Annotated in this window: 24 protein-coding genes; 3 read left to right on the top strand and 21 right to left on the bottom strand. The window is 51.9% G+C overall.

The window, feature by feature from the left end:
- Positions 1 to 143: 143 nt before the first annotated feature.
- Genes NC856_RS04580 through NC856_RS04570 form a run of 3 tightly spaced genes read right to left on the bottom strand, consistent with a single transcriptional unit; the run spans position 144 to position 3,567 of the window.
- Entirely contained in the window at positions 144 to 833 is a 690-nt protein-coding gene (locus NC856_RS04580) for an ABC transporter ATP-binding protein (RefSeq protein WP_264089367.1), read from the bottom strand.
- Positions 834 to 845: 12 nt separating this feature from the next.
- A complete protein-coding gene (locus NC856_RS04575; protein ID WP_264089245.1) occupies positions 846 to 2,534 on the bottom strand; it encodes an ABC transporter permease in 1,689 nt (562 codons plus the stop codon).
- On the bottom strand, positions 2,518 to 3,567 hold the full coding sequence (locus NC856_RS04570; RefSeq protein ID WP_264089244.1) for a Fe(3+) ABC transporter substrate-binding protein: 1,050 nt from the start codon (positions 3,565 to 3,567) through the stop codon (positions 2,518 to 2,520). The genes NC856_RS04575 and NC856_RS04570 overlap by 17 nt, the downstream gene beginning before the upstream one ends.
- Before the next feature lie 418 nt (positions 3,568 to 3,985).
- On the opposite strand from NC856_RS04570, the gene cspE reads away from it, so the two are divergent.
- A complete protein-coding gene (gene cspE / locus NC856_RS04565) occupies positions 3,986 to 4,195 on the top strand; it encodes a transcription antiterminator/RNA stability regulator CspE (protein ID WP_009113827.1) in 210 nt (69 codons plus the stop codon).
- An 80-nt stretch (positions 4,196 to 4,275) separates the two neighbouring features.
- Here the strand turns inward: cspE and crcB are convergent, their stop codons facing one another.
- Entirely contained in the window at positions 4,276 to 4,659 is a 384-nt protein-coding gene (crcB, locus tag NC856_RS04560; protein ID WP_264089243.1) for a fluoride efflux transporter CrcB, read from the bottom strand.
- Between the two features lie 307 nt (positions 4,660 to 4,966).
- On the opposite strand from crcB, the gene tatA reads away from it, so the two are divergent.
- Positions 4,967 to 5,161, top strand: a complete 195-nt coding sequence (tatA, locus tag NC856_RS04555; RefSeq protein WP_264089242.1) for a Sec-independent protein translocase subunit TatA — start codon at positions 4,967 to 4,969, stop codon at positions 5,159 to 5,161.
- Positions 5,162 to 5,241: 80 nt separating this feature from the next.
- On the opposite strand, the gene lipA is transcribed toward tatA, so the two are convergent.
- The 13 genes from lipA to leuS all read right to left on the bottom strand — a co-directional run bounded on the left by lipA (position 5,242) and on the right by leuS (position 18,947).
- Complete coding sequence (gene lipA / locus NC856_RS04550) at positions 5,242 to 6,207, bottom strand: lipoyl synthase (protein WP_264089241.1); 966 nt, start codon at positions 6,205 to 6,207, stop codon at positions 5,242 to 5,244.
- A 228-nt stretch (positions 6,208 to 6,435) separates the two neighbouring features.
- Positions 6,436 to 7,125 carry a lipoyl(octanoyl) transferase LipB gene (gene lipB / locus NC856_RS04545; RefSeq protein ID WP_264089240.1) on the bottom strand — a complete coding sequence of 230 codons (690 nt, stop codon included), beginning with the start codon at positions 7,123 to 7,125 and terminating at the stop codon, positions 6,436 to 6,438.
- 110 nt (positions 7,126 to 7,235) lie between these two features.
- Entirely contained in the window at positions 7,236 to 7,499 is a 264-nt protein-coding gene (gene ybeD / locus NC856_RS04540; protein ID WP_264089239.1) for a DUF493 family protein YbeD, read from the bottom strand.
- A 105-nt stretch (positions 7,500 to 7,604) separates the two neighbouring features.
- On the bottom strand, positions 7,605 to 8,816 hold the full coding sequence (dacA, locus tag NC856_RS04535) for a D-alanyl-D-alanine carboxypeptidase DacA (protein WP_264089238.1): 1,212 nt from the start codon (positions 8,814 to 8,816) through the stop codon (positions 7,605 to 7,607).
- Positions 8,817 to 9,008: 192 nt separating this feature from the next.
- A complete protein-coding gene (gene rlpA, locus NC856_RS04530) occupies positions 9,009 to 10,067 on the bottom strand; it encodes an endolytic peptidoglycan transglycosylase RlpA (protein ID WP_264089237.1) in 1,059 nt (352 codons plus the stop codon).
- A 14-nt stretch (positions 10,068 to 10,081) separates the two neighbouring features.
- Positions 10,082 to 11,194 (bottom strand): peptidoglycan glycosyltransferase MrdB, encoded by a 1,113-nt coding sequence (gene mrdB / locus NC856_RS04525; protein ID WP_264089236.1) that lies wholly within the window; start codon positions 11,192 to 11,194, stop codon positions 10,082 to 10,084.
- Positions 11,195 to 11,203: 9 nt separating this feature from the next.
- On the bottom strand, positions 11,204 to 13,108 hold the full coding sequence (gene mrdA, locus NC856_RS04520) for a peptidoglycan DD-transpeptidase MrdA (RefSeq protein WP_264089235.1): 1,905 nt from the start codon (positions 13,106 to 13,108) through the stop codon (positions 11,204 to 11,206).
- A gap of 35 nt (positions 13,109 to 13,143) precedes the next feature.
- Positions 13,144 to 13,614, bottom strand: coding sequence for a 23S rRNA (pseudouridine(1915)-N(3))-methyltransferase RlmH (gene rlmH, locus NC856_RS04515; RefSeq protein ID WP_264089234.1), 471 nt, complete (start codon positions 13,612 to 13,614; stop codon positions 13,144 to 13,146).
- A 1-nt stretch (position 13,615) separates the two neighbouring features.
- Positions 13,616 to 13,933: a ribosome silencing factor gene (gene rsfS / locus NC856_RS04510; RefSeq protein ID WP_113864675.1), complete on the bottom strand. Its 318-nt coding sequence runs from the start codon at positions 13,931 to 13,933 to the stop codon at positions 13,616 to 13,618.
- A gap of 202 nt (positions 13,934 to 14,135) precedes the next feature.
- Positions 14,136 to 14,825: a nicotinate-nucleotide adenylyltransferase gene (nadD, locus tag NC856_RS04505; RefSeq protein ID WP_264089233.1), complete on the bottom strand. Its 690-nt coding sequence runs from the start codon at positions 14,823 to 14,825 to the stop codon at positions 14,136 to 14,138.
- Positions 14,792 to 15,817: a DNA polymerase III subunit delta gene (gene holA, locus NC856_RS04500; RefSeq protein WP_264089232.1), complete on the bottom strand. Its 1,026-nt coding sequence runs from the start codon at positions 15,815 to 15,817 to the stop codon at positions 14,792 to 14,794. The genes nadD and holA overlap by 34 nt, the downstream gene beginning before the upstream one ends.
- Positions 15,814 to 16,350, bottom strand: coding sequence for an LPS assembly lipoprotein LptE (gene lptE / locus NC856_RS04495; protein ID WP_264089231.1), 537 nt, complete (start codon positions 16,348 to 16,350; stop codon positions 15,814 to 15,816). The genes holA and lptE overlap by 4 nt, the downstream gene beginning before the upstream one ends.
- A gap of 14 nt (positions 16,351 to 16,364) precedes the next feature.
- Positions 16,365 to 18,947, bottom strand: a complete 2,583-nt coding sequence (leuS, locus tag NC856_RS04490; RefSeq protein ID WP_264089230.1) for a leucine--tRNA ligase — start codon at positions 18,945 to 18,947, stop codon at positions 16,365 to 16,367.
- Between the two features lie 288 nt (positions 18,948 to 19,235).
- Here leuS and NC856_RS04485 point away from each other — a divergent pair, with 288 nt between their 5' ends.
- The gene (locus NC856_RS04485) at positions 19,236 to 19,718 is read left to right on the top strand and encodes a zinc ribbon-containing protein (RefSeq protein WP_264089229.1); all 483 of its coding nucleotides are present in this window, start codon (positions 19,236 to 19,238) and stop codon (positions 19,716 to 19,718) included.
- A gap of 60 nt (positions 19,719 to 19,778) precedes the next feature.
- Here the strand turns inward: NC856_RS04485 and NC856_RS04480 are convergent, their stop codons facing one another.
- The 4 genes from NC856_RS04480 to NC856_RS04465 all read right to left on the bottom strand — a co-directional run bounded on the left by NC856_RS04480 (position 19,779) and on the right by NC856_RS04465 (position 22,973).
- A complete protein-coding gene (locus NC856_RS04480) occupies positions 19,779 to 20,507 on the bottom strand; it encodes an amino acid ABC transporter ATP-binding protein (RefSeq protein WP_264089228.1) in 729 nt (242 codons plus the stop codon).
- A complete protein-coding gene (gene gltK / locus NC856_RS04475) occupies positions 20,504 to 21,178 on the bottom strand; it encodes a glutamate/aspartate ABC transporter permease GltK (protein ID WP_264089227.1) in 675 nt (224 codons plus the stop codon). Before gltK ends, NC856_RS04480 begins: the two co-directional genes overlap by 4 nt.
- 3 nt (positions 21,179 to 21,181) lie before the next feature.
- A complete protein-coding gene (locus tag NC856_RS04470) occupies positions 21,182 to 21,922 on the bottom strand; it encodes an amino acid ABC transporter permease (RefSeq protein ID WP_264089226.1) in 741 nt (246 codons plus the stop codon).
- Positions 21,923 to 22,076: 154 nt separating this feature from the next.
- Positions 22,077 to 22,973, bottom strand: coding sequence for a glutamate/aspartate ABC transporter substrate-binding protein (locus NC856_RS04465; RefSeq protein WP_264089225.1), 897 nt, complete (start codon positions 22,971 to 22,973; stop codon positions 22,077 to 22,079).
- Positions 22,974 to 23,185: the final 212 nt, after the last annotated feature.

The following is a 23,185-nucleotide window of genomic DNA, read 5'->3' as shown; positions in this document are numbered from 1 at the left end:
AAATGAGGAAACCTGAGCAAATAAAAGAGGCTATTATCCTTTTTCTTTCAGATCAGCTTGTTACGACTTTTCTCCTTTTTATTTGTGACATTAATCTGTTTCAGGGCTGTTTTAACAGAGAAATAGGGAACTGCGCGCTTGCGCTACTTGCTGTTGACCGTCTTTTGTGACTGAAGACAACCCGCTTTCAGATAGCCGATAAAGCTCGCCATCATCTCAGCTTCCTGCTCACTGTGGGTAACCAGCAACGCCGTCTGTCCCGCCGCATGCAGAATATCGCGTACATCTTGTCCCAGTCGTTTTCGGCTGTCTGGATCAAGGCTGGACAGTGGTTCATCCAATAACAGAACGGCAGGTTCAGGCGCCATTGCTCTGGCTAATGCGATACGTTGTTGCTGCCCGCCGGAAAGCTCATGGGGGTAGCGCTGCGCCAGTTCACTCAGTTCGATAAGCGCCAACATCGCCTTGACTCGTTCGTGTTGAATATCTTTCGGCAGTTTTCTCAGCCCAAAGGCAATATTCTCGGCGGCAGTCAGGTGAGGGAATAATGCGTAATCTTGAAAAACCATCCCCACCTTTCTTTTCTCCGGGGGCAGATGAATGCCTGGTCCGGCGACGCAGTTTCCACCGACATCAATACTGCCTTGCGATAAATGCTCAAAACCGGCAATGGTGCGCAATACCGTCGTTTTACCGCAGCCGGAAGCGCCCAATAAACACGCTAACTCGCCTGCGGCTATTTTCATGGAAAACCCATTGAGCACGAGGTGGGGGCGATGTGACGGCCCATAAGATACATGCACATTGTTCAGAAGCAAGGTGGCGTCAGACAACATTCGTCTCCCTTATATTGATGTTTTTAGCTGACTGCGGGCCAGCATGACGACGGGTAACGTCCCGGCCATGACAATCAGCAGGGCAGCGATGGCGCCTTCTTCATAAGTGCCTCTGGCGGCCTCTGCATACAATACGGTAGCTAGCGTTTCAAAATTCACTGGCCGCAACAACAATGTGGCGGGAAGCTCTTTCATGGCATCAGCAAATACCAGAAGTATGCTGGTGACCAGCGCCGGTCGCAATAGCGGCAGATGAACGCGGCAGAATGTCATCAGTTCGCTCTCGCCCAATAAGCGTGAGGCCTGTTCCATTACCGGTGGGATGCGTGTCAGCCCAGCATCCAGGGAACCTATCGCGATCGCCATAAAACGAATGGAGCAACAGACGACCAGCACAATACCAGCGGAAAGCAGGGGAAGCCCCTGATAACCCATCAGCCCGGCTAAAAATTTGTCCGTTGTCATTGCCGGGGTTAATAGGCCAATCGCCAGCACCGTGCCGGGGACGGCATAACCCAATGATGAGATCCTCAGCAGCGTGCGGCGTAGTTCAAATGTCCGGCTTGTCACGGCTGAATGGCGGGCATACCAGGCAACAATCAGACTCACGAGGATCACCGCCAGCGTGACGCCAGCGGCCAGCATCAGGGAGTTTTGCAATGATTGTATTAAACTGGCTGAAAGCCTGGCGCCATCATTCAGCCTTCTGGCGCTTTCCCAGGCCAAAAAAAGGGCTGGCGCAACAAATCCCAGTAGAATGGGCAGTGCGGTGACGCAGGTAGTCAGCCAGGCTCGGCCTCCTTTTAAACGAACAGGCGTGATACCGCGCATATGCCTGCTGATGCCATAACGCTGGTGCTTTCTGCCGTAATATTCCAGCGTCAACAGGATGATGACCCCGGCCAGCATGGTGCAGGCAATTTGCGCTGCGGCAGGTAAATCGGAACGGGTGACCCAGGTGGTGTAAACGGTAACTGTCAGCGTATTCACACCGAGAAACTCAGACGCGCCGATATCATTGAGTGTTTCCAGCAGCGCCAGACTGACGCCTACGGCGAGAGCCGGTCTTGCCATGGGAAGCACAACGTGAAAGAACGTGCCTGTCGCGCTCATCCCCAGCGTGCGTGCTGCTTCGAGTAAATGAGCGGGCTGGCTGATGAACATAGCGCGCATGGTCAGGTAAACGTAAGGATAAAGCACCAAACCCAGCAGCAGTATCGCTCCTCCCATTGAACGCAAATCAGGCAGCCGGAATTCACGCGGGCTGGCGTAACCGAGTATATAGCGGATGACTTCTTGAATAGGACCGATCGGATGAAGCAGATCGAGCCAGGCAAATGCCACGATGTAAGTAGGCATCGCCAGCGGCAGCAGTAAGGCCCAACTGAGCAACTGTCTGCCAGGAAAGTGAAAGGCGGTGACTAGCCAGGCGCAACCGGCGCCGATGACAATCACCATTGCCGCAACGCCAATAAGCAGAATCAGGGTATTGAGGGTGGCATCGGGAAGAACGTAGCTCATCAGGTGTTCCCAATGACCCAATCCCGCGCCCGCGGCTAACCAAAGTAGTGAAGCCACTGGCGTGATGACGCCCAGGGCAATCACAATCGCCGCTATTCTGAGGGGGGAAAACAGAACGCGCGGTCTGTTGCAGAAGCCGCGCGTCTGTGAAGACTCCGTTTTATTGATCGAAGCCAACTTTATCTACCAGTTTGCTGGCCTGATTACGGTATTTAACTATTTCCGTCAGTGGGATCTTGTCGACATTCAGTTCACCAATGGTGCTGCCGATGACGGGATCAAGCATGACGCCTTTGCGCACAGGATATTCATAATTAGCCTGTGCATACAACTGTTGTGCTGGGGCGGAAACGAGATACTCCAATAGCTTCACGGCCTGTTCTTTATTCGGGGCATAACGTGCCACAGATGCTCCGCTGATATTGACGTGTGTTCCGCCTTCACTAAATTCAGGCTTGATGACTTTAATCGCATCACCCCATTTGCGTGCATCGCTGCCTTCTTTCGCGGTTTTCATATGACCGACATAATAGGAGTTTGCCAGTCCAATATCACAGATTCCGCCAAGGATATCGCGGGCGACATCACGATCGCCGCCGGTTGCTTTTCTGGCCAAGTTTGCTTTGAGACCGCGCAACCAGGTTTCGGTTTGCGCTTCACCATGATGAGCAATCATGGCTGCGATAAGGGCGGTGTTGTAGGGATGTTGCCCTGCGCGCACGCACACTTTGCCTTTCCATTTCGGGTCGGCCAGGTCTTCATAAGTGATATTGGTCAGAGGCAATGCTTTTTCTGCGTAAAGGACTCTGGCCCGCATAGAAAGGCTGAACCACTGGTTATCTTTATCTCTGAGGTTAGCAGGGATCTCATCATTCAATGTGGCGGATTGTACGGGCTGGGTGACGCCCGCTTCCACCAGATCGATAAGATTGCCTGCATCAACCGTCATCAGGAGGTCGGCGGGGGAGTTTTCACCTTCTGCTTTTACCCTTTCAAGCATACCGTCCTTAATGAAAACAGTATTCACTTTCACGCCGCTGTCTTTAGTAAATGCATCAAGCAACGGCTGGATTAAACCCGGCTCCCGTGTGGTATAGAGCGTCAGTGACTCCGCGGCGGAAGCCGGGAGGGAGTATGCGGCGAACAGTGATGATGCCACAGCCAGCAGGCGTAGCTTGCGGCTAAGTGATGAGGAATGTAGGGTTGGCATGTTGTTATATTCTCCAGAATTGAAGGGCTTGCTGACGGAGTAAGAGTCAATGAGCGTGACATTTCGCAAGGCGATTAAAACTATATATGATAATCACTCTTATTTTCAATTGCGCCTGTAAACTATCTGGAAAAGATGCGCGTTTTAATTTTTCGATAAATAAAGCAGGCGGCTTTTAAATGCATTTCGTCGAGCGTGCTTGGTGTTTTCAAGTTGAAAATCGATATCATAAAAGGTGGTCAATAGCTCGGAAACGACCCGTCTGAGTCAGGCATAATATAAAAAGTTATCTGCCTTTTAGTTCACGCGCTATTTTTATCAAATTTTATCTATCTTCAACTGGACAAATGAGCCATCTATTGCTGTACTGTACGTGACACAGATTTTGTGTCTTTCATCCATGTTAAAGGTAAGTTTGATGTCTAAGATTAAAGGTAGCGTTAAGTGGTTTAATGAATCCAAAGGGTTCGGTTTCATTACTCCAGAAGATGGCAGCAAAGACGTATTCGTGCATTTCTCCGCCATCCAAAGCAATGGTTTTAAAACTCTGGCTGAAGGTCAGCGTGTAGAGTTTGAAATCACCAGCGGCGCGAAAGGTCCATCTGCTGCTAACGTTATCGCTATTTAATTATACCGATTTCTTGAAAACCCGCCTTAAGGCGGGTTTTTTTATGGCGGTATTCCAGTCTCTTACGTTACCGTAGCATTTTAGGGGGCTGCCATCCAGGTAACTAAAGCAAAGGCCAGAGCGGTCATCAAAAACGATCCCGCCAGATTCAATAACACATGTAAACCCGCTGCGGCCAAATGACCGTTTTGCAGAAACATTACTACTTCCGCTGAAAAGGTTGAGAAAGTGGTTAATCCGCCACATAGCCCACTTGTAATAAGCATTTTCCAATGCTGTTCGAGGCTGGGGTGTCGCGCAAAATAGGCCAGCGCGCCGCCGATGATAAAAGCGCCAATCAGGTTGGCGAACAGCGTACCAAATGGCAATGCCGGGTGCGCGCCGTTAAACCTCACCCCTAACTGCCAGCGAGCGACGCTTCCTAGTCCGCCCCCCAGAAATACAGCAAATATAGTACTAAACATAGATACCTATTATTTTTTCAAAGCTTAAGCAGGTTTGAAGAATGCCGTGCGAGAAGTTACATCCCTCTTCTGGGTATGCGCAGACATCATTGTTAGCCGAAGGCGGTTATGGAAGAAGTCTACGCTCTACCGCGTTATTTCTGTAGTTCCACTGATTACAAAAGTTATAAACCGAATTAAAAGGAACCGCTGAGGCGTCTTAATTTGTTACAGATGGCGATTGTGTTGCATAGCGGAAGGTTTTTACATAAGAGGACGGTTATCCGTTCGCCGGGTTTCTCCGGCATTTGTCATCAGGTAGGTAGATATGGAAGGTATCAGTATTGCCAAACTATTGGTCATTGTTGCATTGATCGTTCTGCTGTTCGGCACAAATAAACTGCGCAGTCTGGGGGGCGATCTGGGAGCGGCGATTAAAGGGTTCAAGAAAGCCATGAGCGACGATCAGGCGGTAAAAAGCGATGCGGAGGCGTTGAGCGAAACGTCCCGTAAAAAGCCTTAACCGATTGCAACAAAATCAAACGGACGGCAGAGCCGTCCGTTTGATTATCCACACAATATGTGTAACTAAGTATAAACGCGTTATTTCACTTCAATCCCTTTTGCCTGTAAATCGGCATGGTAAGAAGAGCGAACAAACGGGCCGCAGGCGGCATGGGTAAATCCCATCGCCATCGCTTCGCCTTTCATCTCATCGAATTCTTCCGGGCTGACATAACGCTGCACAGGCAAGTGGTGACGGCTGGGTTGCAGATATTGTCCCAGCGTCAGCATAGTGACACCGTGGCGGCGCAGATCGCGCATGACATCGACAATTTCCGCATTGGTTTCGCCCAGTCCGACCATCAAACCGGATTTGGTTGGAATATCCGGGTGAGCGTTCTTGAAATTCTCCAGAAGTTTCAAAGACCAGTCGTAGTTGGCGCCAGGGCGAACCTGACGGTAAAGACGCGGCACGTTTTCCAGGTTGTGGTTAAATACATCCGGTGGCGTGACAGTCAGAATATCCAGAGCGCGATCCATACGACCACGGAAATCCGGCACCAGCGTTTCGATACGAATATTGGGGGTCTTACGACGGATCGCACTGATGCAATCGGCAAAGTGTTGGGCGCCGCCGTCGCGCAGATCATCACGATCAACCGAGGTGATCACCACATAGCGCAGCCCCATATCATGAATGGTTTGCGCCAGCTTTTCCGGCTCGTTGGCATCGGGGGCGATAGGGCGGCCATGAGCAACGTCGCAGAAAGGGCAGCGGCGCGTACAAATCGCCCCCAGGATCATGAATGTTGCCGTGCCGTGATTAAAACATTCCGCCAGGTTGGGGCAGGAGGCTTCTTCGCAAACCGAGTGCAGCCCATTTTTACGCATCGCGGCTTTGATACCCTGAATACGGCTTGAGTCAGACGGAAGTTTAATCTTCATCCATTCAGGCTTGCGCAGAATTTCCTGTCGCTCGGTTACCACAGTACGCACTGGGATTAGCGCCATTTTATCGGCATCGCGGTATTTTACGCCGCGCTCGATCTGAATCGGTTTACTCATGTTTGCGTAAGTTCCAGTTCTGAATCGTTTCTCTGAATTTATTGTATAAATTCAAAGGATTATATGTTTCATTAAAATTTTTTTTAAAAAACTCTAAAAATTATATCATTTTGCCTGACGACAATCAGCTTTTGAGCAATCAAAATGAAGAAATTATGTAAATAAAATGTGATTAATCGTCTATTCCACGGCTTATTCAAAACCGCCAGCGCCGAACCCGCGCCCTTTTCAATGGCTTATCGGGAGCGGTTCACCTTGTGTCGTTATATCCCAGTGAATAAGTACTTGCTCACGGTAGTTCAACAGTTGCATGAATGTACTCACCAAAACCGGCGCGGTATCTTCGAGCGTAACACTGGGCGCCAACTCGCTAAGCTGGGCCATCTGCATACCGGCATAGCCGCAGGGATTAATGCGCAGAAACGGCGACAGATCCATCGCAATATTCAGCGCCAGCCCATGAAAAGCGCATCCCTTGCGGATCCGCAGCCCCAGCGAGCAGATTTTGCGTTCACCAACATATACGCCCGGCGCATCGGCACGCGCGTGGGCATCAATGTGAAAATGCGCCAGCGTAGCCACGACTGTATTTTCTATTGATGTCACCAGTTGGCGAACACCCAATTTGCGCCGTTTCAAATCAATCAGAACATACATCACCTGCTGGCCGGGACCGTGGTAGGTGACCTGTCCGCCTCTGTCGCTCTGAATGACAGGGATGTCGCCGGGGGTGAGAACATGTTCCGCTTTACCCGCCTGACCCTGTGTGAATACCGGTGGGTGTTGCACCAGCCAGATTTCGTCCAGTGTTTGCGCGTCGCGCAGGTCGGTGAACTTATGCATCGCCAGCGAAACGGGTTCGTAAGGTTGTACGTCGAATTGGCGTATGACGATCTTATCCTGTAGCAAATGCGTCATCTTCAGGTTAAGGAAAGGATGGAGAGGATTATAACGGCGGGAAACGCACTAAGCACGTTTTCCCGCAGCATTATGCCCGCAGACGAAGAGGTGAGTTACGCATGGAAGCGTTACAGCACCATTCGCACAATTTCGATGTTGCCCAGTTCTTCGTACAGCGTTTCCACCTGCTCAATATGTGTTGCCGTGATGGTGATGGAAACCGAATGGTAGTTCCCTTTGCTGCTGGGTTTGACTTGTGGCGTGTAGTCGCCGGGCGCATGACGTTGCACCACTTCAACGACCTGATCGACCAACTCTGGTTTCGCCAATCCCATCACTTTGTAAGTAAAAGGGCAGGGGAATTCAAGCAGTTCGTTTAATTTGGTTTTCATCTGCGCTCCAGAGTGTGTTGCGAGTGTATAAATTATAACTCCCGCTAAGGGCGGGAGTATGCGACAACATTTATATGGGGATAATTTGTCCCCTTGCAAGAGGGGTTAACCGAACCAGTGATGGAATTTCAGTTTGATGTAGTCGATCATGCGGCTGAAAAGACCGCCCTCTTTCACTTCGTTCATGACAACCAACGGACGCTGGTCGATGGTTTTACCATCCAGTTGGAAGTTGATTGAACCTACGACCTGATTTTTGGCCAGCGGCGCATGTAGTTCCGTATTATCCAGCACATAGCTGGCTTTCAGATCTTTCATCCGTCCGCGTGGAATGGTCAGATAAACGTCTTTTTCAACGCCCAGCGCCACCCGGTCATTGTCGCCGAACCAGACTGGTTCGGCGGCGAACTCTTTACCGGTTTTTAGCGGCGCGACGGTTTCAAAGAAACGGAAGCCCCAGGTCAACAATTTCTTGCTTTCCGCTTCACGGCCTTTGAAGGTACGTCCACCCATCACCGTTGAGATCAGACGCATCTGGCCTTCCGTCGCGGAAGCCACCAGGTTGTAGCCTGCGGCCGCGGTATGACCGGTTTTGATGCCGTCCACGTTCAGACTGCTATCCCACAGCAAACCGTTGCGGTTAGTCTGCCGGATATTATTAAAGGTGAATTCTTTCTCTTTATAGGTGGCGTATTCATCCGGCACATCGCGGATGAGCGCCTGACCGATCAGCGCCATATCACGGGCTGAACTGAACTGACCTTGCGCATCAAGACCATGTACAGTTTCGAAATTGGTGTTTTTCAGACCAAGCGCTTTCACGTAACCATTCATCAGATTAACGAATGCGTCCTGACTGCCGGCGACATAGTCGGCCATGGCAACGCAGGCGTCATTACCGGATTGCAGGATAATGCCGCGGTTCAGTTGGGAAACGGGCACGCGATCGCCCGGTTTCAAAAACATCAGTGATGAACCCTGAAAAATCGGGTTACCGGTGGCCCAGGCATCTTTACCGATGGTAACGATATCGTTCGGAGTGATCTTCCCTGACTTTATCGCCTGGCCGATAACATAACTGGTCATCATTTTGGTCAGACTGGCCGGATCGCGACGCGCGTCGGCATTCATTTCCGCCAGCACTTTCCCGGAGTTGTAATCAATCAGGATATAGGATTCCGCATCAATTTGCGGCACGCCGGGGATCATCGTTTTCAGATTGAAATCATCGGCATAAGCAAAAGAAGATGCACTGATGGCGAGCAGAATGCCAAGCGCAGAACGTTTAGTAAAACGAGACGTGTTTACAGTATTCATGATTGGAACAACAACATCCGTGGGTATAAGTTAAAAACGAGTCACACTATAGCAGATGAGAAATAGGCAGGCACCAGACATTACGTTACGCGATTTTGCGAAAGGCGCGGGATATTCTCAACCCGCTCCCGCGCGTGAATATCGGTGGCGACGAGCCTTGCCGCCTGGTTTGGCATACGGTTCAGGCGCTTGCTAAAGTGTATCGGGTGCGGCAGTGATAAAGGATTGCTGCTGAGCTTCGACTGATAAACGTTGTTGAAGTTCAGTCGCTTGCTGGCGATTTTGGAATGGCCCCAATTGAATGCGATAAAGCCCGCCGTTGGCGCTCACTTTCCCTGTTACCTTGAAACGTTCGCTCAGACTACGCAACCAGGTCTGCGCTCGTTGCTCATCGCTTAGCGCGCCTACCTGAACAACATAGCCGCCACGCGTGTCTGATGGCGTGCTCGCCGGGGCCGCTGCAGACGATAGCGTCGGCGGCGTGGTTTCGATAATACCGGCGGGCAGTGCGGATGGCGCGCCCAGGAAGCCGCCGGAAGGCGATGAGGGATTGTCTGGCGTCGTGTTTGCCGGAGTTGCCGGCGTGTTATTGCCGACCGGTTGCGTCGTCTGTGTCGCGGGCTGGCTTTCTGTCATTGGCGTGCCGAGTCCGCTGGAACCAAAGTTGGGGCGGTCAGGGAGCGCAAAGCTTTGTTTGGCGACGCTGGTTCCAATGGCGCCGGGGCCGGACAGCGTGCCGTCAGGCGCAACATGGATAAAATCGATTTTGACCTTGGTGTTGTTGGAGATATTCAACCGATCGCCCGCCGCTTTGGACAGATCGATGATTCTGCCCGGCGTAAAAGGGCCGCGATCATTCACCCTGACCACCAGACGGCGGCCATTGCTCAGGTTGGTGACACGGACATAACTGGGGAGCGGCAGCGTTGGATGTGCCGCGGTCAACGCGTTTGGATCAAACACTTCGCCAATCGCGGTCCGGTTGCCGCTGGCTTCTTCGCCATACCAGGTCGCGAGTCCGGTTTCACTGAAGTTTTGCGGATTCTGGATAATCTTATACGTCTTGCCTTTGAGCCTGTAGTCCTGCAAGGTACCCTGATTATAGGGTTCATAACGCGGTTCCACGCCGCCAATCTCTTCCACCGGACCGCTGTAAACGGAGCTAACCGGCGGGGCCGATTGTTGTTCCGTGACGCTACACGCGGAAAGCGCCAGACTCATGGCGCCAATCCAAAGCCAATCCTTACGCATTGCTCACCTCGGAGTTATAAGTTTTTGGATAGCATCTTGCGGTGAGTATGTATCGACATCACGATACCAAATCCCGCCATGAGAACGATAAGCGCCGAACCGCCGTAACTGACCAGCGGCAGAGGCACGCCAACGACCGGCAGGATACCACTGACCATCCCGATATTGACGAAAACGTAGACGAATAAAATCAGCATCAGGCCGCCAACCATCACCCGTCCGAATGAGGTCTGCGCGTTAGCGGCGATAACCAGTCCACGCATAATGACGAACAGGTACATGGCGAGCAAAATCAACACGCCAATCAATCCCAGTTCTTCCGCCAGTACCGCAAAGATAAAATCGGTATGACGTTCCGGTAAGAATTCTAGCTGAGATTGCGTGCCCTGTAGCCAGCCTTTGCCAGATAGACCGCCAGAGCCAATGGCAATCTTCGACTGAATAATATGATAACCGGCGCCGAGCGGATCGCTTTCGGGATCGAGCAGCATCATAACGCGAGATCGCTGGTAATCATGCATCAGGAAGAACCACAGTATGGGGATAAAAGCCGCCAGCAACAGCACGGCGATACCAATCAGACGCCAACTCATGCCAGCCAGAAACAGCACGAACAGCCCGGACGCGGCGATCAGGATCGAGGTGCCAAGATCCGGCTGGGCGGCCACCAACAAGGTGGGCGTGAAAATCAGCACCAGCGCGATACCGGTATTTTTGAGAGAAGGCGGACACATATCGCGGTTGATAAACCGCGCCACCATCAACGGCACGGCGATTTTTGCGATCTCCGACGGTTGAAAACGGACAAAACCCAGATCCAGCCAGCGTTGCGCGCCTTTACTGATTTGCCCGAAGATATCGACCATCAGCAGCAGCAGGACGCAAAACACATAAAGATAAGGCGCCCAACCTTCATACACCCGCGGTGGAATTTGCGCCATGACGATCATGACAACCAGCCCCAGCACAATCTGCACGATCTTGCGTTCCATCATGCCCACATCTTGTCCGCTGGCGCTCCACATGACGAACAGGCTGTAGCCCAGCAACGCCAGGATGCAGATCAGGAAGGGGAAATCGATGTGGATTTTGCTCCAGATCGAGCCTTTTTGTGGGCTATCGGTCATGAATGTCTGTTACTCGCTCTCAATACCCGGCGGCGCGGGAGGCTCGCTCGGTAAGTCAGTCGTGTTGTCACCTAACAGAATGTGATCCAGGATCTGTCGGGTAATCGTACCCACCGTGGGGCCTGCGCCGCCGTTTTCCAGAATAATCGATACCGCGACCTTCGGATCGCTATAGGGGGCGAAGGCGACCATCAGTTTGTGGTCGCGCAGGTGTTCCGCAATTTTTTGCGCATTATAGGTTTCGTTCTCTTTCAGGCCGAAAACCTGCGCCGTACCTGATTTGGCGGCGATTTTATAAGGCGCGTCTTCAAAACTTTTACGCGCGGTGCCATTGGGACGATTGGCGACACCGTACATACCGTCTTTCGCGACTTCCCAGTAACCAGAGTGAATATCGCCAATCTGTTGATGCTCTGCCTGACGGAACGGCACAATTACGCCATTCTCTCTGGTGCTGTAGAGCAGATGGGGCGTTTTGATCTGTCCGTCATTAATCAGTGTGGTCAGCGCTTTATTCATCTGTATCGGCGTTGCCGTCCAATATCCCTGGCCGATCCCCACCGGGATCGTATCCCCCTGATACCAGGGTTTTTTGAAACGGCGCTGTTTCCATTCCCGCGTCGGCATATTGCCCGCGCTTTCTTCAGAAATGTCGATGCCGGTTCTGGCGCCATAGCCAAATCTTTGCATCCACTCCGCCAGACGATCGATCCCCATATCATAAGCAACCTGATAGAAAAACGTATCCGCGGATTCTTCCAGCGACTTGGTCAGGTTAAGGCGACCATGTCCCCATTTTTTCCAGTCGCGAAAGCGTTTTTCCGAACCCGGCAACTGCCACCAGCCGGGATCGAACAGCGTGGTGTTGGTGGTGATCACCCCGGCGGTCAGCGCGGAAACCGCAATATAGGGTTTCACCGTTGAAGCGGGTGGATAAACGCCCTGTGTCGCCCGATTGATCAGTGGACGATTGGGATCAGTGCGTAACTGATTATAGTCTTTGCTTGAGATCCCCTCGACAAACAGATTGGGATCATAGCTGGGCGTGGAAACCATCGCCAGAATCCCCCCGTCGCGCGGATCGGTGACGATAACGGCGGCACGGCTGCCTGCCAGCAGTTTCTCAATGTATATTTGCAGGCTGAGATCCAGCGTTAGGTAGATATCTTTTCCGGCTTGCGGCGGCTGTTCGTGCAATTGACGGATAACCCGTCCACGGTTGTTGACTTCGACTTCTTCATAACCGGGTTTTCCGTGCAGTAAATCCTCGTAATGACGCTCGATACCCAGCTTGCCGATATCATGCGTCGCCGCGTAATCCGCAAGTTTTTCCTCTTTGCCCAGCCGTTCAATATCTTTGTCGTTGATTTTGGAAACATAGCCGATGACGTGGGTGAGTGCGGAACCATAGGGATAATAGCGACGCTGGTAGCCTTTGACTTCAACGCCGGGGAAACGGTATTGGTTGACGGCGAAGCGGGCGACCTGCAAATCGCTTAATGCGGTTTTGACCGGAATGGAAGTGAAGCGGCGGGAACGCTTACGCTCTTTTTTGAAGCTTTCCAGATCATCGTCGGTCAAATCGATAATGGGTTTCAGCGCATCCAGCGTGGCTTGCAGGTTTTCCACCTTTTCCGGCACCAGTTCCAACTGGTAGATGGTCCGGTTCAGCGCTAGCGGAATGCCGTTGCGATCATAAATAATGCCGCGGCTGGGCGCGATGGGAACCAGCTTAATGCGGTTTTCATTGGAGCGAGTACGATAGTCATCGACACGTAAAACCTGTAGATGATAAAGATTGGCGATCAACACACTGCTGAGCAGCAAAATGCCCAGAAACGCCACTAAAGCGCGCCGCACGAACAGGGCCGACTCAGCCGTATAATCACGAAAGGGTTTACGTTCTATTTTCATCCAGCGGTTTATTTCACGTGTTTCATCGTATCGCCTTACTCCCGATGGTAAGGATGGTTAGTGGTAATACTCCAGGCCCGATACAGGCTTTCAGCGACCAGCACACGCACCAGTGGATGAGGCAGCGTCAACGGCGAAAGCGACCAGCTTTGATCGGCGGCGGCTTTACATTCCGGCGCCAGTCCTTCCGGGCCGCCGATCAGCAGGCTGACGTCACGTCCATCCTGTTTCCAGCGTTCCAGTTGCTGCGCCAACTGCGGGGTTTCCCACGGCGTGCCGGGAATATCCAGCGTCACTATACGATTACCTTTACCCACCGCCGCCAGCATTTGCTCGCCTTCCCGCTCAAGAATGCGCTTGATATCGGCATTTTTGCCCCGTTTACCGGCTGGGATCTCAACGAGCTCGAACGGCATATCCTTGGGAAAGCGGCGCAGATAATCCATAAAACCAGTTTGTATCCAGTCAGGCATTTTGGTGCCGACGGCAACCAGTTGCAGTCTCATGCTAGCCCCACAATTTTTCCAGTTCGTACAACTGGCGGCTTTCCTCTTGCATCACATGTACAATCACATCGCCCAGATCGACAACGACCCAGTCGGAAATATTCTCGCCTTCCACGCCAAATGGAATCAATCCGGCGGCCCGCGAAGACTGAACCACGTGATCGGCAATGGAGGCGACGTGGCGGGTGGAGGTGCCGGTGCAGATAACCATATAGTCGGTGATGCTGGACTTACCCTGTACATTCAAGGTCACGATATCCTGACCTTTTAAATCATCTATCTTGTCAATGACGAATTCTTGGAGTGCTTGACCTTGCAAAGGTTCCCCCTGGTTGCCGGCATCCGATAGCGATGGATGGCTTATGGCGCTGAAATAGTATGGAAAGCCCGTTTGGGCTGCCGAATCGCAGAGGATTATCGGTTTTTCCCTGTGATTGAAACCAGCGGCGGAGTATACCACGCGCCGCCTGCGAGTGGTATAAAGCGCCGAGAGAGAAACGGAATGGCGGCGCCTGCGTCGTTTACCGGTACAGCCCGTGCTCATTGATATAATTCAGTACCGCGGGCGGTAGCCAGTCGCGGCAATCAAGACCGGCTTGACGCCGTTGACGTATTGACGTAGCTGAAATAGTAACCAATGGCGTATCGGCCAAAAAGATCTGTCCGTGCGTTTGCTGATGCAGTGATTGCGCATCTTGGGTGCGATGGGATGTCAGCCATTGTTGAAGTTCGGGCGTGGACAACGTCGAGCGATAGCCGGGACGGGCGCAGACCAGCAGATGACAAACGCTGAGCAGATCTTGCCAGCGGTGCCATTGATGCAATGTCAGCAGGGAATCCTGCCCAATAATAAACGCCAGCGGGGTATCAGCCCCTTTCTCACGACGCAGCGTTTCCAGCGTATCGATGGTATAGGACGGTTTCTGGCGCTGTAATTCGCGGTCATCAACGGAAAACAACGTATCGTTTTCCGCCGCCAACTGAACCATACGCAGCCGTTGCCGCGGGCTGGCTTCAGGCTGCGGACGATGAGGCGGAACATTGTTGGGAAGCAACACGATCTGGTTTAATCCGGCGATTTTCGCCAGCGCGGTGACGGGTTTCAGGTGTCCGTAGTGGATCGGATCGAAGGTGCCGCCAAAAAATGCGGTCAGCGGAGCGGGCGCGGCTTGTTTCATCACATCAGACTTTCCGGCAAGGTTTTGCCGCATAATATCATGGCCAGCGTTTCCAACTCCGCCCACACGGACTGACCATAATTCTGCTTCAACGTTATTTCCAGTTGCGCCAGCAAATGAATAGCCTGCTGTAATTGTAACGGCGTCAATCGCTGAAGCGCCTGCGTCAACAAATCACGACGATTCTGCCAAACTTTATGCTGGTCGAATAAGCCGCGCAACGGCGTTTTCGCCATTTGCCGTTTCAGCGTCAACAACAAGAGCAGTTCACGCTGCAAGGTCCGTAACAGTATGACCGGCTCGCAGTCTTCCTGACGGAGTTGCTGCAAGATGTGCAGGGCGCGTTTGCCTTTACCCGCCAGCAACGCATCCAGCCAGTGGAAAGGGGTAAAATGAGCGGCATCGCTGACTGCATCTTCCACGCGCGGCAGGGTGAGCTTACCATCGGGATAAAGTAAGGCCAGGCGTTCCAGCGCTTGCGATAAGGCAAGCAGATTGCCTTCATAGCAGTAACAAATCAACTGACTTGCCGCGTCATCCAACGTCAGCTTCATGGATTTGGCGCGCTGCGCCACCCAACGGGGAAGGTGCGCCTGTTCCGGCGTCAGACAGTTAACGTATACGCTGTCTTTCGCTAACGCTTTGAACCAGGCGCTATTCTCCTGTGCTTTGGTCAGCTTGTGACCACGCAGCATCAGTAAAATATCCGGGTGCAATAATGCAGACAGCTTGATCAGGTTTTCAGCTATAACCGCATTCGGCCCGTTCTCCGGCAGGATCAATAGCAGTGTCTGACGGGATGCGAACAGGCTGAGCGCCTGACAGGTGCTGAAAATGGCGTCCCAGTCGGTGTGGTTATCGAGAGAAAAGCTGAAATGTTCGCTGAATGCCTGTTGCTGCGCGGCACGTCGGATACTATCCAGACTTTCTTGCAGAAGAAGCGGTTCCGTACCGAAGATCAGATAACAGGCGCGCAACCCCTCATGGAGTTGCGCGGCGAGTTGTTCCGGGTAGAGCCGAATCATGAACGATCGGAAGCGGGGGCTGAAGCCGTCTGCGGCTGCCTGCCTTCGACGGTCAGTAATTTACGTACCAGTTGCTGGGCCGCCTGAGTTCGCATTTCCTGACGTATAATATCCTGCTCGGCATCTTTGGCCAGCGCGGTCAGCGGGTTGTCAAAGAAGGTGCGGTACACCGTTACGCTGAGCGGATAAATATCATCACCCGGCATCAGTACCTGTGCCCGCAGCGTCAACACCATCTGGTATTCCGCTGTTTTGCCGTCCTGAAAAATCGACACGGTATCCTTCGATTCGGATGCGTGTATGATGCGCAGGGAAGGAATATCCTGCCGTGTCGCATCATCGACAATTTTCACGTCGCTGAGGCGTAGCTGTTCACGCACCTCACGCGTCATCGGGCCATAGGGGTCAGTGCTGTCCAGCACCAGTGTTTGTAGCTGCGCGGGGACTTGCGTCGTACCGCGCAGGTGATAACCGCAGCCAGCGGTGATTAACACCGCCAGCCCCAGCAACAACGTGAATAGACGATGTCGCACAGTTCCTCCTTGCCTTAACCCACAACCAGGTTAAGCAGTTTGCCAGGGACATAAATCACTTTACGTACAGCGACGCCGTCCAGGTATTTCGCTACCAGAGGTTCCTGAGCAGCGCGTTCACGAACCTGATCTTCATTGGCGTCCGCCGCAACGGTGATTTTACCACGAACCTTGCCGTTCACCTGCACGACGACCAGTTTGGAATCTTCCACCATCGCCGCTTCGTCCGCCGCCGGCCACGGCGCCGTATCAATGTCGCCTTCACCCTGCAACGCCTGCCACAAGACAAAACAGACATGTGGTGTGAACGGATACAGCATACGCACGACCGCCAGCAAGACTTCCTGCGTCAGAGCGCGATCCTGATCGCTCTCCTGCGGCGCTTTGGCAAGTTTGTTCATCAATTCCATGATGGCGGCAATCGCGGTATTAAAGGTCTGACGACGACCGATATCATCGGTTACCTTGGCGATGGTTTTGTGCAGATCGCGGCGCAGTGATTTCTGATCTTCCGTCAGGGTCGCGATGTCCAGCGCTTGGGTCGCTCCTCTCGCCGTGTGATCGAACGCCTGTTTCCAGACACGTTTCAGGAAGCGGTTAGCGCCCTCAACTCCTGACTCTTGCCATTCCAGCGTCATTTCGGCGGGCGAGGCGAACATCATAAACAGACGAACGGTATCCGCACCATATTTTTCCACCATGACCTGCGGGTCGATGCCGTTGTTTTTGGACTTCGACATTTTGCTCATGCCGGCGTAGACCACGTCACGGCCTTCGTTGTCGGTCGCTTTAACGATCCGGCCTTTTTCATCACGCTCAACGGTGACATCAATGGGAGAAACCCAGATGCGTTCGCCGTTATTGCCCAGGTAGTAAAATGCATCCGCCAGTACCATGCCCTGACACAACAGGCGTTTGGCTGGTTCGTCAGACGTCACCAGACCGGCATCGCGCAGCAACTTGTGGAAGAAGCGGAAATACATCAGGTGCATGATGGCATGTTCAATGCCGCCAACATATTGATCGACAGGCAGCCAGTAGTTCGCCGCCGCCGGGTCCAACATGCCCTGATCGTACTGCGGACAGGTATAACGCGCGTAGTACCAGGAAGACTCCATAAAGGTGTCGAAAGTATCGGTTTCACGCAAGGCTGGCTGACCGTTGACCGTTGTTTTGGCCCACTCTGGATTGGATTTCAGCGGGCTGGTGATCCCGTCCATGACCACATCTTCTGGCAGCGCCACCGGCAGTTGATCTTCCGGCGTGGGAACCACGGTGCCGTCTTCCAGCGTCACCATCGGAATGGGCGCGCCCCAGTAGCGCTGACGGGAAACGCCCCAGTCACGCAGACGATAGTTAACCTTACGCTCGCCAATCTCCAATGAAACAAGCTTGTCGGCGATTGCGTTAAAGGCGGCGTCAAAATCCAGGCCGTCAAATTCGCCAGAGTTGAACAAACGACCTTTTTCGGTCATCGCCTGGGCGGACAGATCCGGTTCGCTGCCATCGCTGTTCAGAATAACCGGTTTAATCGGCAGACTATATTTGTTGGCGAACTCCCAGTCACGCTGGTCATGGCCTGGAACCGCCATCACCGCGCCGGTGCCGTAATCCATCAGTACAAAATTTGCCGCCCAGATCGCGACTTTCTCTCCGCTAAGCGGATGAATGGCGTACAGGCCGGTGGCCATGCCTTTTTTCTCCATTGTCGCCATATCCGCTTCGGCGACTTTGGTGTTGCGGCATTCGGCAATGAAGTTAGCCAATGCGGGATTGGTCGCCGCTGCTTGCAGCGCCAACGGGTGACCGGCGGCGACGGCGACATAGGTCACGCCCAGGAAGGTGTCGGGACGGGTGGTATAGACGCTGAGCTTCTCTTCGCTGTCCGCGATGTTAAAGGTGATCTCCACCCCTTCAGACCGGCCAATCCAGTTACGCTGCATGGTTTTGACCTGCTCAGGCCAGCTTTCCAGCGTATCCAGATCGTTCAGCAGTTGATCGGCATAGTCGGTGATTTTGATAAACCATTGCGGGATTTCTTTACGTTCGACTTTGGTGTCGCAACGCCAGCAGCATCCCTCAATCACCTGTTCGTTCGCCAGTACGGTCTGGTCATTCGGACACCAGTTCACGGCGGAGGTCTTTTTGTAAACCAGACCTTTTTCATACAGTTTAGTGAAGAACCATTGTTCCCAACGATAGTAGTCCGGCTTACAGGTGGCGACTTCACGGCTCCAGTCGTAGCCAAAACCCAGCAATTTTAGCTGACTTTTCATGTATTCAATGTTGGCGTAGGTCCATGGCGCAGGGGCGGTGTTATTTTTAACGGCGGCGCCTTCCGCGGGCAGGCCAAACGCATCCCAGCCAATCGGTTGCAGGACGTTTTTACCCAGCATACGCTGATAACGGGATATCACGTCGCCAATCGTGTAATTACGAACGTGTCCCATGTGTAGACGGCCAGAAGGGTAGGGCAGCATGGAAAGGCAGTAGTACTTTTCCTTGCCAGGTTCTTCGGTCACGTTGAATGTCTGCTTCTCTTGCCAGTGAAGCTGGACGTGCGCTTCTATCTCTTCTGGGCGGTATTGCTCTTGCATGGCTGCCAGGGGTCCTATTTAGTGAAGAATAGCTACGCCAGTAGCGTGCTTTGATTCATAACAAAAGATCCGCATAGCATAGCTGATAAGCGACTGGGGCAACAACACCCTGTATCCGACCAGGAAAGATTTTCGCGCTTTCTGCCGAAATTGCGCAAATATGCGTCGCATCACCGGTTTTGCAGAAAAAATAGTCTAAAATAGAAACAGATAGAGTGGATGTGACGCGGCTCAGGCGCTGAGCGGCCACGATTTATCGCGTTTCAATCAGACGAATCAGGAGGAAGCATGAATAAAGTAGCCCGCTATTATCGCGAGTTAATGGCTTCAGTGACGGCACGGCTGAATAACGGGGAACGGGATATTGATGAACTGGTGCAAAGCGCCCGCGAGACATTGCAGGAAAGCGCTGATCTGACGCAAAAAGAAATCGAACAGGTTATTCAGGCGATCCGGCGGGATCTGGGCGAGTTCGCGCGCAGCTACAGTGAAAGTCAGGAAGCGTTGTCCGATAGCGTGTTTATGAGGGTTATCAAAGAAAGTTTGTGGCAAGAACTGGCGGACATTACGGATAAAACCCAGTTGGAGTGGCATCAAATTTTCAACGATGTTAACAATCACGGCATTTACCACAGCGGCGAAGTGGTGGGGTTGGGGGATCTGGTTTGCGAAAAATGCCTGCATCATATGGCGTTTTATACGCCGGAAATTTTGCCGCGCTGCCCAAAATGTTCACATGATCAGTTCCACCGGCAACCATTTCAGCCGTAATCTAACTGATAAGCCTGGCGAAAATAAGCAAAGCGTGCCGACAGGCACGCTTGCGGGAAATCAGTGCAGGATCTTCGCCAGGAAGTCTTTCGCACGATCGGACTGCGGATTATTGAAGAAATCGTTTTTTGGCGTGTCTTCAATGATTTTTCCTTCATCCATGAAGATGACCCGATGCGCCACTTTACGGGCGAAGCCCATTTCGTGTGTCACTACCATCATGGTCATCCCTTCCTGAGCCAGTTCAACCATAACATCCAGCACTTCATTAATCATTTCCGGGTCGAGCGCGGAAGTCGGTTCGTCAAACAGCATGGCAATCGGATCCATGCACAACGCGCGTGCAATAGCGACACGCTGCTGCTGACCACCGGAAAGTTGTCCCGGATACTTATTGGCATGGGCGGCCAGACCAACGCGTTCCAGCAGTTTTTGTGCTTTGGCTTTTGACTCGTCGCGGTTGCGCTTCAACACTTTTACCTGCGCCAACGTCAGGTTATCGATAATGGAGAGGTGAGGAAACAGTTCAAAGTGTTGGAATACCATACCCACTTTGGAACGTAACTGCGCCAGATTGGTTTGCTTGTCGTTAACGATGATGCCGTTGACTTCAATTTCACCTTGCTGGATAGGTTCCAGACCGTTAACGGTTTTGATCAAGGTTGACTTACCGGAGCCTGAAGGTCCGCAAACGACCACTACCTCACCTTTTTTAACTTCTGTGGAGCAGTCGGTTAGCACCTGAAATTGACCATACCATTTAGAAATATTTTTCAGGAAAATCATCAAACCGTCCTTTTTTTCAGGTAACTGACCAGCATTGATGCGGAAATGCTGAAAATAAAATAAATGAGCCCGGCAAACAGGATCATTTCAACTTGTGTACCGTCACGCTCACCAATGGTGGAGGCGGTACGGAAGAAATCAGCGAGGCTGAGTACATAAACCAGCGAGGTATCCTGGAACAGTACAATACCTTGCGTCAACAACAATGGCACCATCGCGCGGAACGCCTGCGGAAGAATAACTAGCTTCATGGATTGCCAGTGCGTCATGCCGAGCGCCAGCGCCGCGGAGGATTGCCCGCGTGACACGCTGAGAATACCCGCGCGGATAATTTCAGAATAATAAGCCGCTTCAAATAACGAAAAGGCGACCATTGCTGAAATTAACCGAATATCGGTCTTCGGCGAAAGACCAAGCACATTTTGCAACAAGCTAGGCACCACCAGATAAAACCACAGCAGCACCATCACCAATGGCACGGAACGGAACAGGTTCACATATATTTTGGCGAACCAACTGATGGGTTTTATTGAAGACAGCCGCATTACCGCCAGTATTGTGCCCCAGATAATACCGAACACCACTGCGGTAAACGTGATTTTGAGTGTGACCACCATTCCCTGTAGCAGATACGGCATGCTTGGCCCGATTGAGCTCCAGTCAAATTCATACATGGATTATTTGCTCCCCATATTGCCCGGCAAACGGGTTTTCTGCTCTACAAACTGCATGATCATCATAATGATCGCGTTGATAGCGATATAAAGCAGCGTAATAGCGGTGAAGGATTCATAGGCGTGGGCCGAGTAATCCAGCAGTTTCCCAGCTTGCGCCGCCATTTCCACCAGCCCGATTGTTGAGGCGATAGCGGAGTTTTTGACCAGATTAAGCATCTCCGAGGTTAACGGCGGAACGATAACGCGATAGGCATTGGGCAACAAGACGTATCGGTAGGTCTGCGGCAACGTCAGCCCCATTGCCAGTCCCGCCGCTTGTTGACCGCGCGGCAACGATTGGATGCCCGCTCGCACCTGCTCGCATACGCGCGCCGCGGTAAACAGACCCAGACAGATCATGGATGACAGGAAAAACTGGATATTGGGATCGAGTTCAGCCTTAAACCACATGCCGATATCGGTCGGCAATAGCTCCGGGACCACCAGATACCAGGTAAAGAACTGCACGATCAACGGTACGTTACGGAATAACTCGACATAGCATGTACCAATTCCCGCAATAAAACGATTGGGGACGGTACGTAAAATTCCAAACAAGGAACCAAGTAAAAACGCGATGATCCAGGCACAGATAGATAACGTGACCGTGACTTGCAGGCCGGACAATAACCACCCCAGATAGGTGGTATTACCGAATGGGGCCGCTTGCAGGAATATGCCCCAGTTCCAATCTATTGACATAACTAACTCCGGTAAAAAAAGGGTAGCGAGGCTACCCTGAAGATTGATGAGCAGCAATTAACATACGATGGGGAACGACCATCTTATGCCTGTCTGTCCTGCTGCGAATCAGCAATCATAAGGCAGGTGTCTCTGCCTTTATTTTCATTATTAATTAGTCTAACGCCGTATCGTTTGGTGCTTTGAACAGGGCTTTCATTTCGTCAGACAACTCGAAATTCAAATTGAGATCTCTTGGCGGGATCGGTTGTTTGAACCAGCGGTCAAACCACTTTTCTGCTTCGCCAGAGGTTTGTACTTCCGCAATGGTGTCATTAACCAGTTTCTGGAATTGCGGATCATCTTTACGCAGCATACAGCCGTATGCCTCTCTGGATTGCGCGGTACCGACAATATCCCACTGAGCGGCATTTTTCGCTTTTGCACGCTCACCGGCCAGCAACGCGTCATCCATCATGAAGGCGACCGCACGACCGCTTTCCAGAGTACGGAAAGAATCACCGTGGTCTTTAGCGCTGATGATACGCAATTTAAGTTGTTTTTCTTCATTCATCTTATTCAGAAGAATTTCAGATGTAGTACCTGAAGTGACCACCACGGTTTTACCCGTCAGGTCGGTAAAGTCTTTGATGCCAGAGTCTTTCTTGGTTAACAAACGCGTACCGATAACAAAAATGGTATTGGAAAACGCAACTTGTTTCTGACGTTCCAGATTGTTGGTCGTCGAACCACATTCCAGATCGTAAGTGCCGTTCTGAAGCAGCGGAATACGGTTTTGAGCCGTGATCGGCAGCAGCTTCACCTGTAGATCTGGCGCATTTAGTTCTTTCTTAACAGCGTCTACAATCTTGTCAGAGTAGGCCTGAGAGTAACCGACAACTTTCTGCTGATTATCGTAGTAAGAAAAAGGAACTGACGATTCGCGGTGGCCGATGACGATAACGCCATTGTCTTTAACTTTTTTCAGAGTGCCAGCCAGCTCCTCCGCTTGAGCAAGGCTGGCTGTCGTGCCGAGCAGAAGCAGTGATAGTGCCAGTTTACGCATTTGCATGTTCTAACTCCTTTGCTGTAGTTATGGCGCTAAGTTATGGCGCTGTAGTGGTAGATCTAAAGTTGTGTCGCTAAATCATGTATGACGTTCTGGTACTTGCGCGGTACGGAAATCATGCACCGCTAAAGAGCGAAGTAACCACGTATACTGTTAAAAAATAGCCTATTGTAAATAGATTGAAATGGAAATGTTTGTTTTTTGCGAGTTAAACC

The organism is Brenneria izbisi (genome assembly GCF_025840185.1).
GTDB lineage: Bacteria > Pseudomonadota > Gammaproteobacteria > Enterobacterales > Enterobacteriaceae > Brenneria > Brenneria izbisi.
The sequence above is the reverse complement of the archived record's forward strand: the minus strand, read 5'-3'. Positions and strand labels throughout refer to the sequence as shown.

What these genes read in the sequence shown, in the direction of transcription:
- leuS (WP_264089230.1), bottom strand. Translation starts at nt 18,947, where the DNA reads ATGCAAGAGCAATACCGCCCAGAAGAGATAGAAGCGCACGTCCAGCTT.
- gltK (WP_264089227.1), bottom strand. Translation starts at nt 21,178, where the DNA reads ATGTATGAATTTGACTGGAGCTCAATCGGGCCAAGCATGCCGTATCTG.
- tatA (WP_264089242.1), top strand. Translation starts at nt 4,967, where the DNA reads ATGGAAGGTATCAGTATTGCCAAACTATTGGTCATTGTTGCATTGATC.
- NC856_RS04570 (WP_264089244.1), bottom strand. Translation starts at nt 3,567, where the DNA reads ATGCCAACCCTACATTCCTCATCACTTAGCCGCAAGCTACGCCTGCTG.
- holA (WP_264089232.1), bottom strand. Translation starts at nt 15,817, where the DNA reads ATGATTCGGCTCTACCCGGAACAACTCGCCGCGCAACTCCATGAGGGG.
- NC856_RS04465 (WP_264089225.1), bottom strand. Translation starts at nt 22,973, where the DNA reads ATGCAAATGCGTAAACTGGCACTATCACTGCTTCTGCTCGGCACGACA.
- cspE (WP_009113827.1), top strand. Translation starts at nt 3,986, where the DNA reads ATGTCTAAGATTAAAGGTAGCGTTAAGTGGTTTAATGAATCCAAAGGG.
- rlpA (WP_264089237.1), bottom strand. Translation starts at nt 10,067, where the DNA reads ATGCGTAAGGATTGGCTTTGGATTGGCGCCATGAGTCTGGCGCTTTCC.
- rlmH (WP_264089234.1), bottom strand. Translation starts at nt 13,614, where the DNA reads ATGAGACTGCAACTGGTTGCCGTCGGCACCAAAATGCCTGACTGGATA.
- mrdB (WP_264089236.1), bottom strand. Translation starts at nt 11,194, where the DNA reads ATGACCGATAGCCCACAAAAAGGCTCGATCTGGAGCAAAATCCACATC.
- crcB (WP_264089243.1), bottom strand. Translation starts at nt 4,659, where the DNA reads ATGTTTAGTACTATATTTGCTGTATTTCTGGGGGGCGGACTAGGAAGC.
- nadD (WP_264089233.1), bottom strand. Translation starts at nt 14,825, where the DNA reads ATGCGGCAAAACCTTGCCGGAAAGTCTGATGTGATGAAACAAGCCGCG.
- ybeD (WP_264089239.1), bottom strand. Translation starts at nt 7,499, where the DNA reads ATGAAAACCAAATTAAACGAACTGCTTGAATTCCCCTGCCCTTTTACT.
- NC856_RS04485 (WP_264089229.1), top strand. Translation starts at nt 19,236, where the DNA reads ATGAATAAAGTAGCCCGCTATTATCGCGAGTTAATGGCTTCAGTGACG.
- mrdA (WP_264089235.1), bottom strand. Translation starts at nt 13,108, where the DNA reads ATGAAAATAGAACGTAAACCCTTTCGTGATTATACGGCTGAGTCGGCC.
- lipA (WP_264089241.1), bottom strand. Translation starts at nt 6,207, where the DNA reads ATGAGTAAACCGATTCAGATCGAGCGCGGCGTAAAATACCGCGATGCC.
- lipB (WP_264089240.1), bottom strand. Translation starts at nt 7,125, where the DNA reads ATGACGCATTTGCTACAGGATAAGATCGTCATACGCCAATTCGACGTA.
- dacA (WP_264089238.1), bottom strand. Translation starts at nt 8,816, where the DNA reads ATGAATACTGTAAACACGTCTCGTTTTACTAAACGTTCTGCGCTTGGC.
- NC856_RS04470 (WP_264089226.1), bottom strand. Translation starts at nt 21,922, where the DNA reads ATGTCAATAGATTGGAACTGGGGCATATTCCTGCAAGCGGCCCCATTC.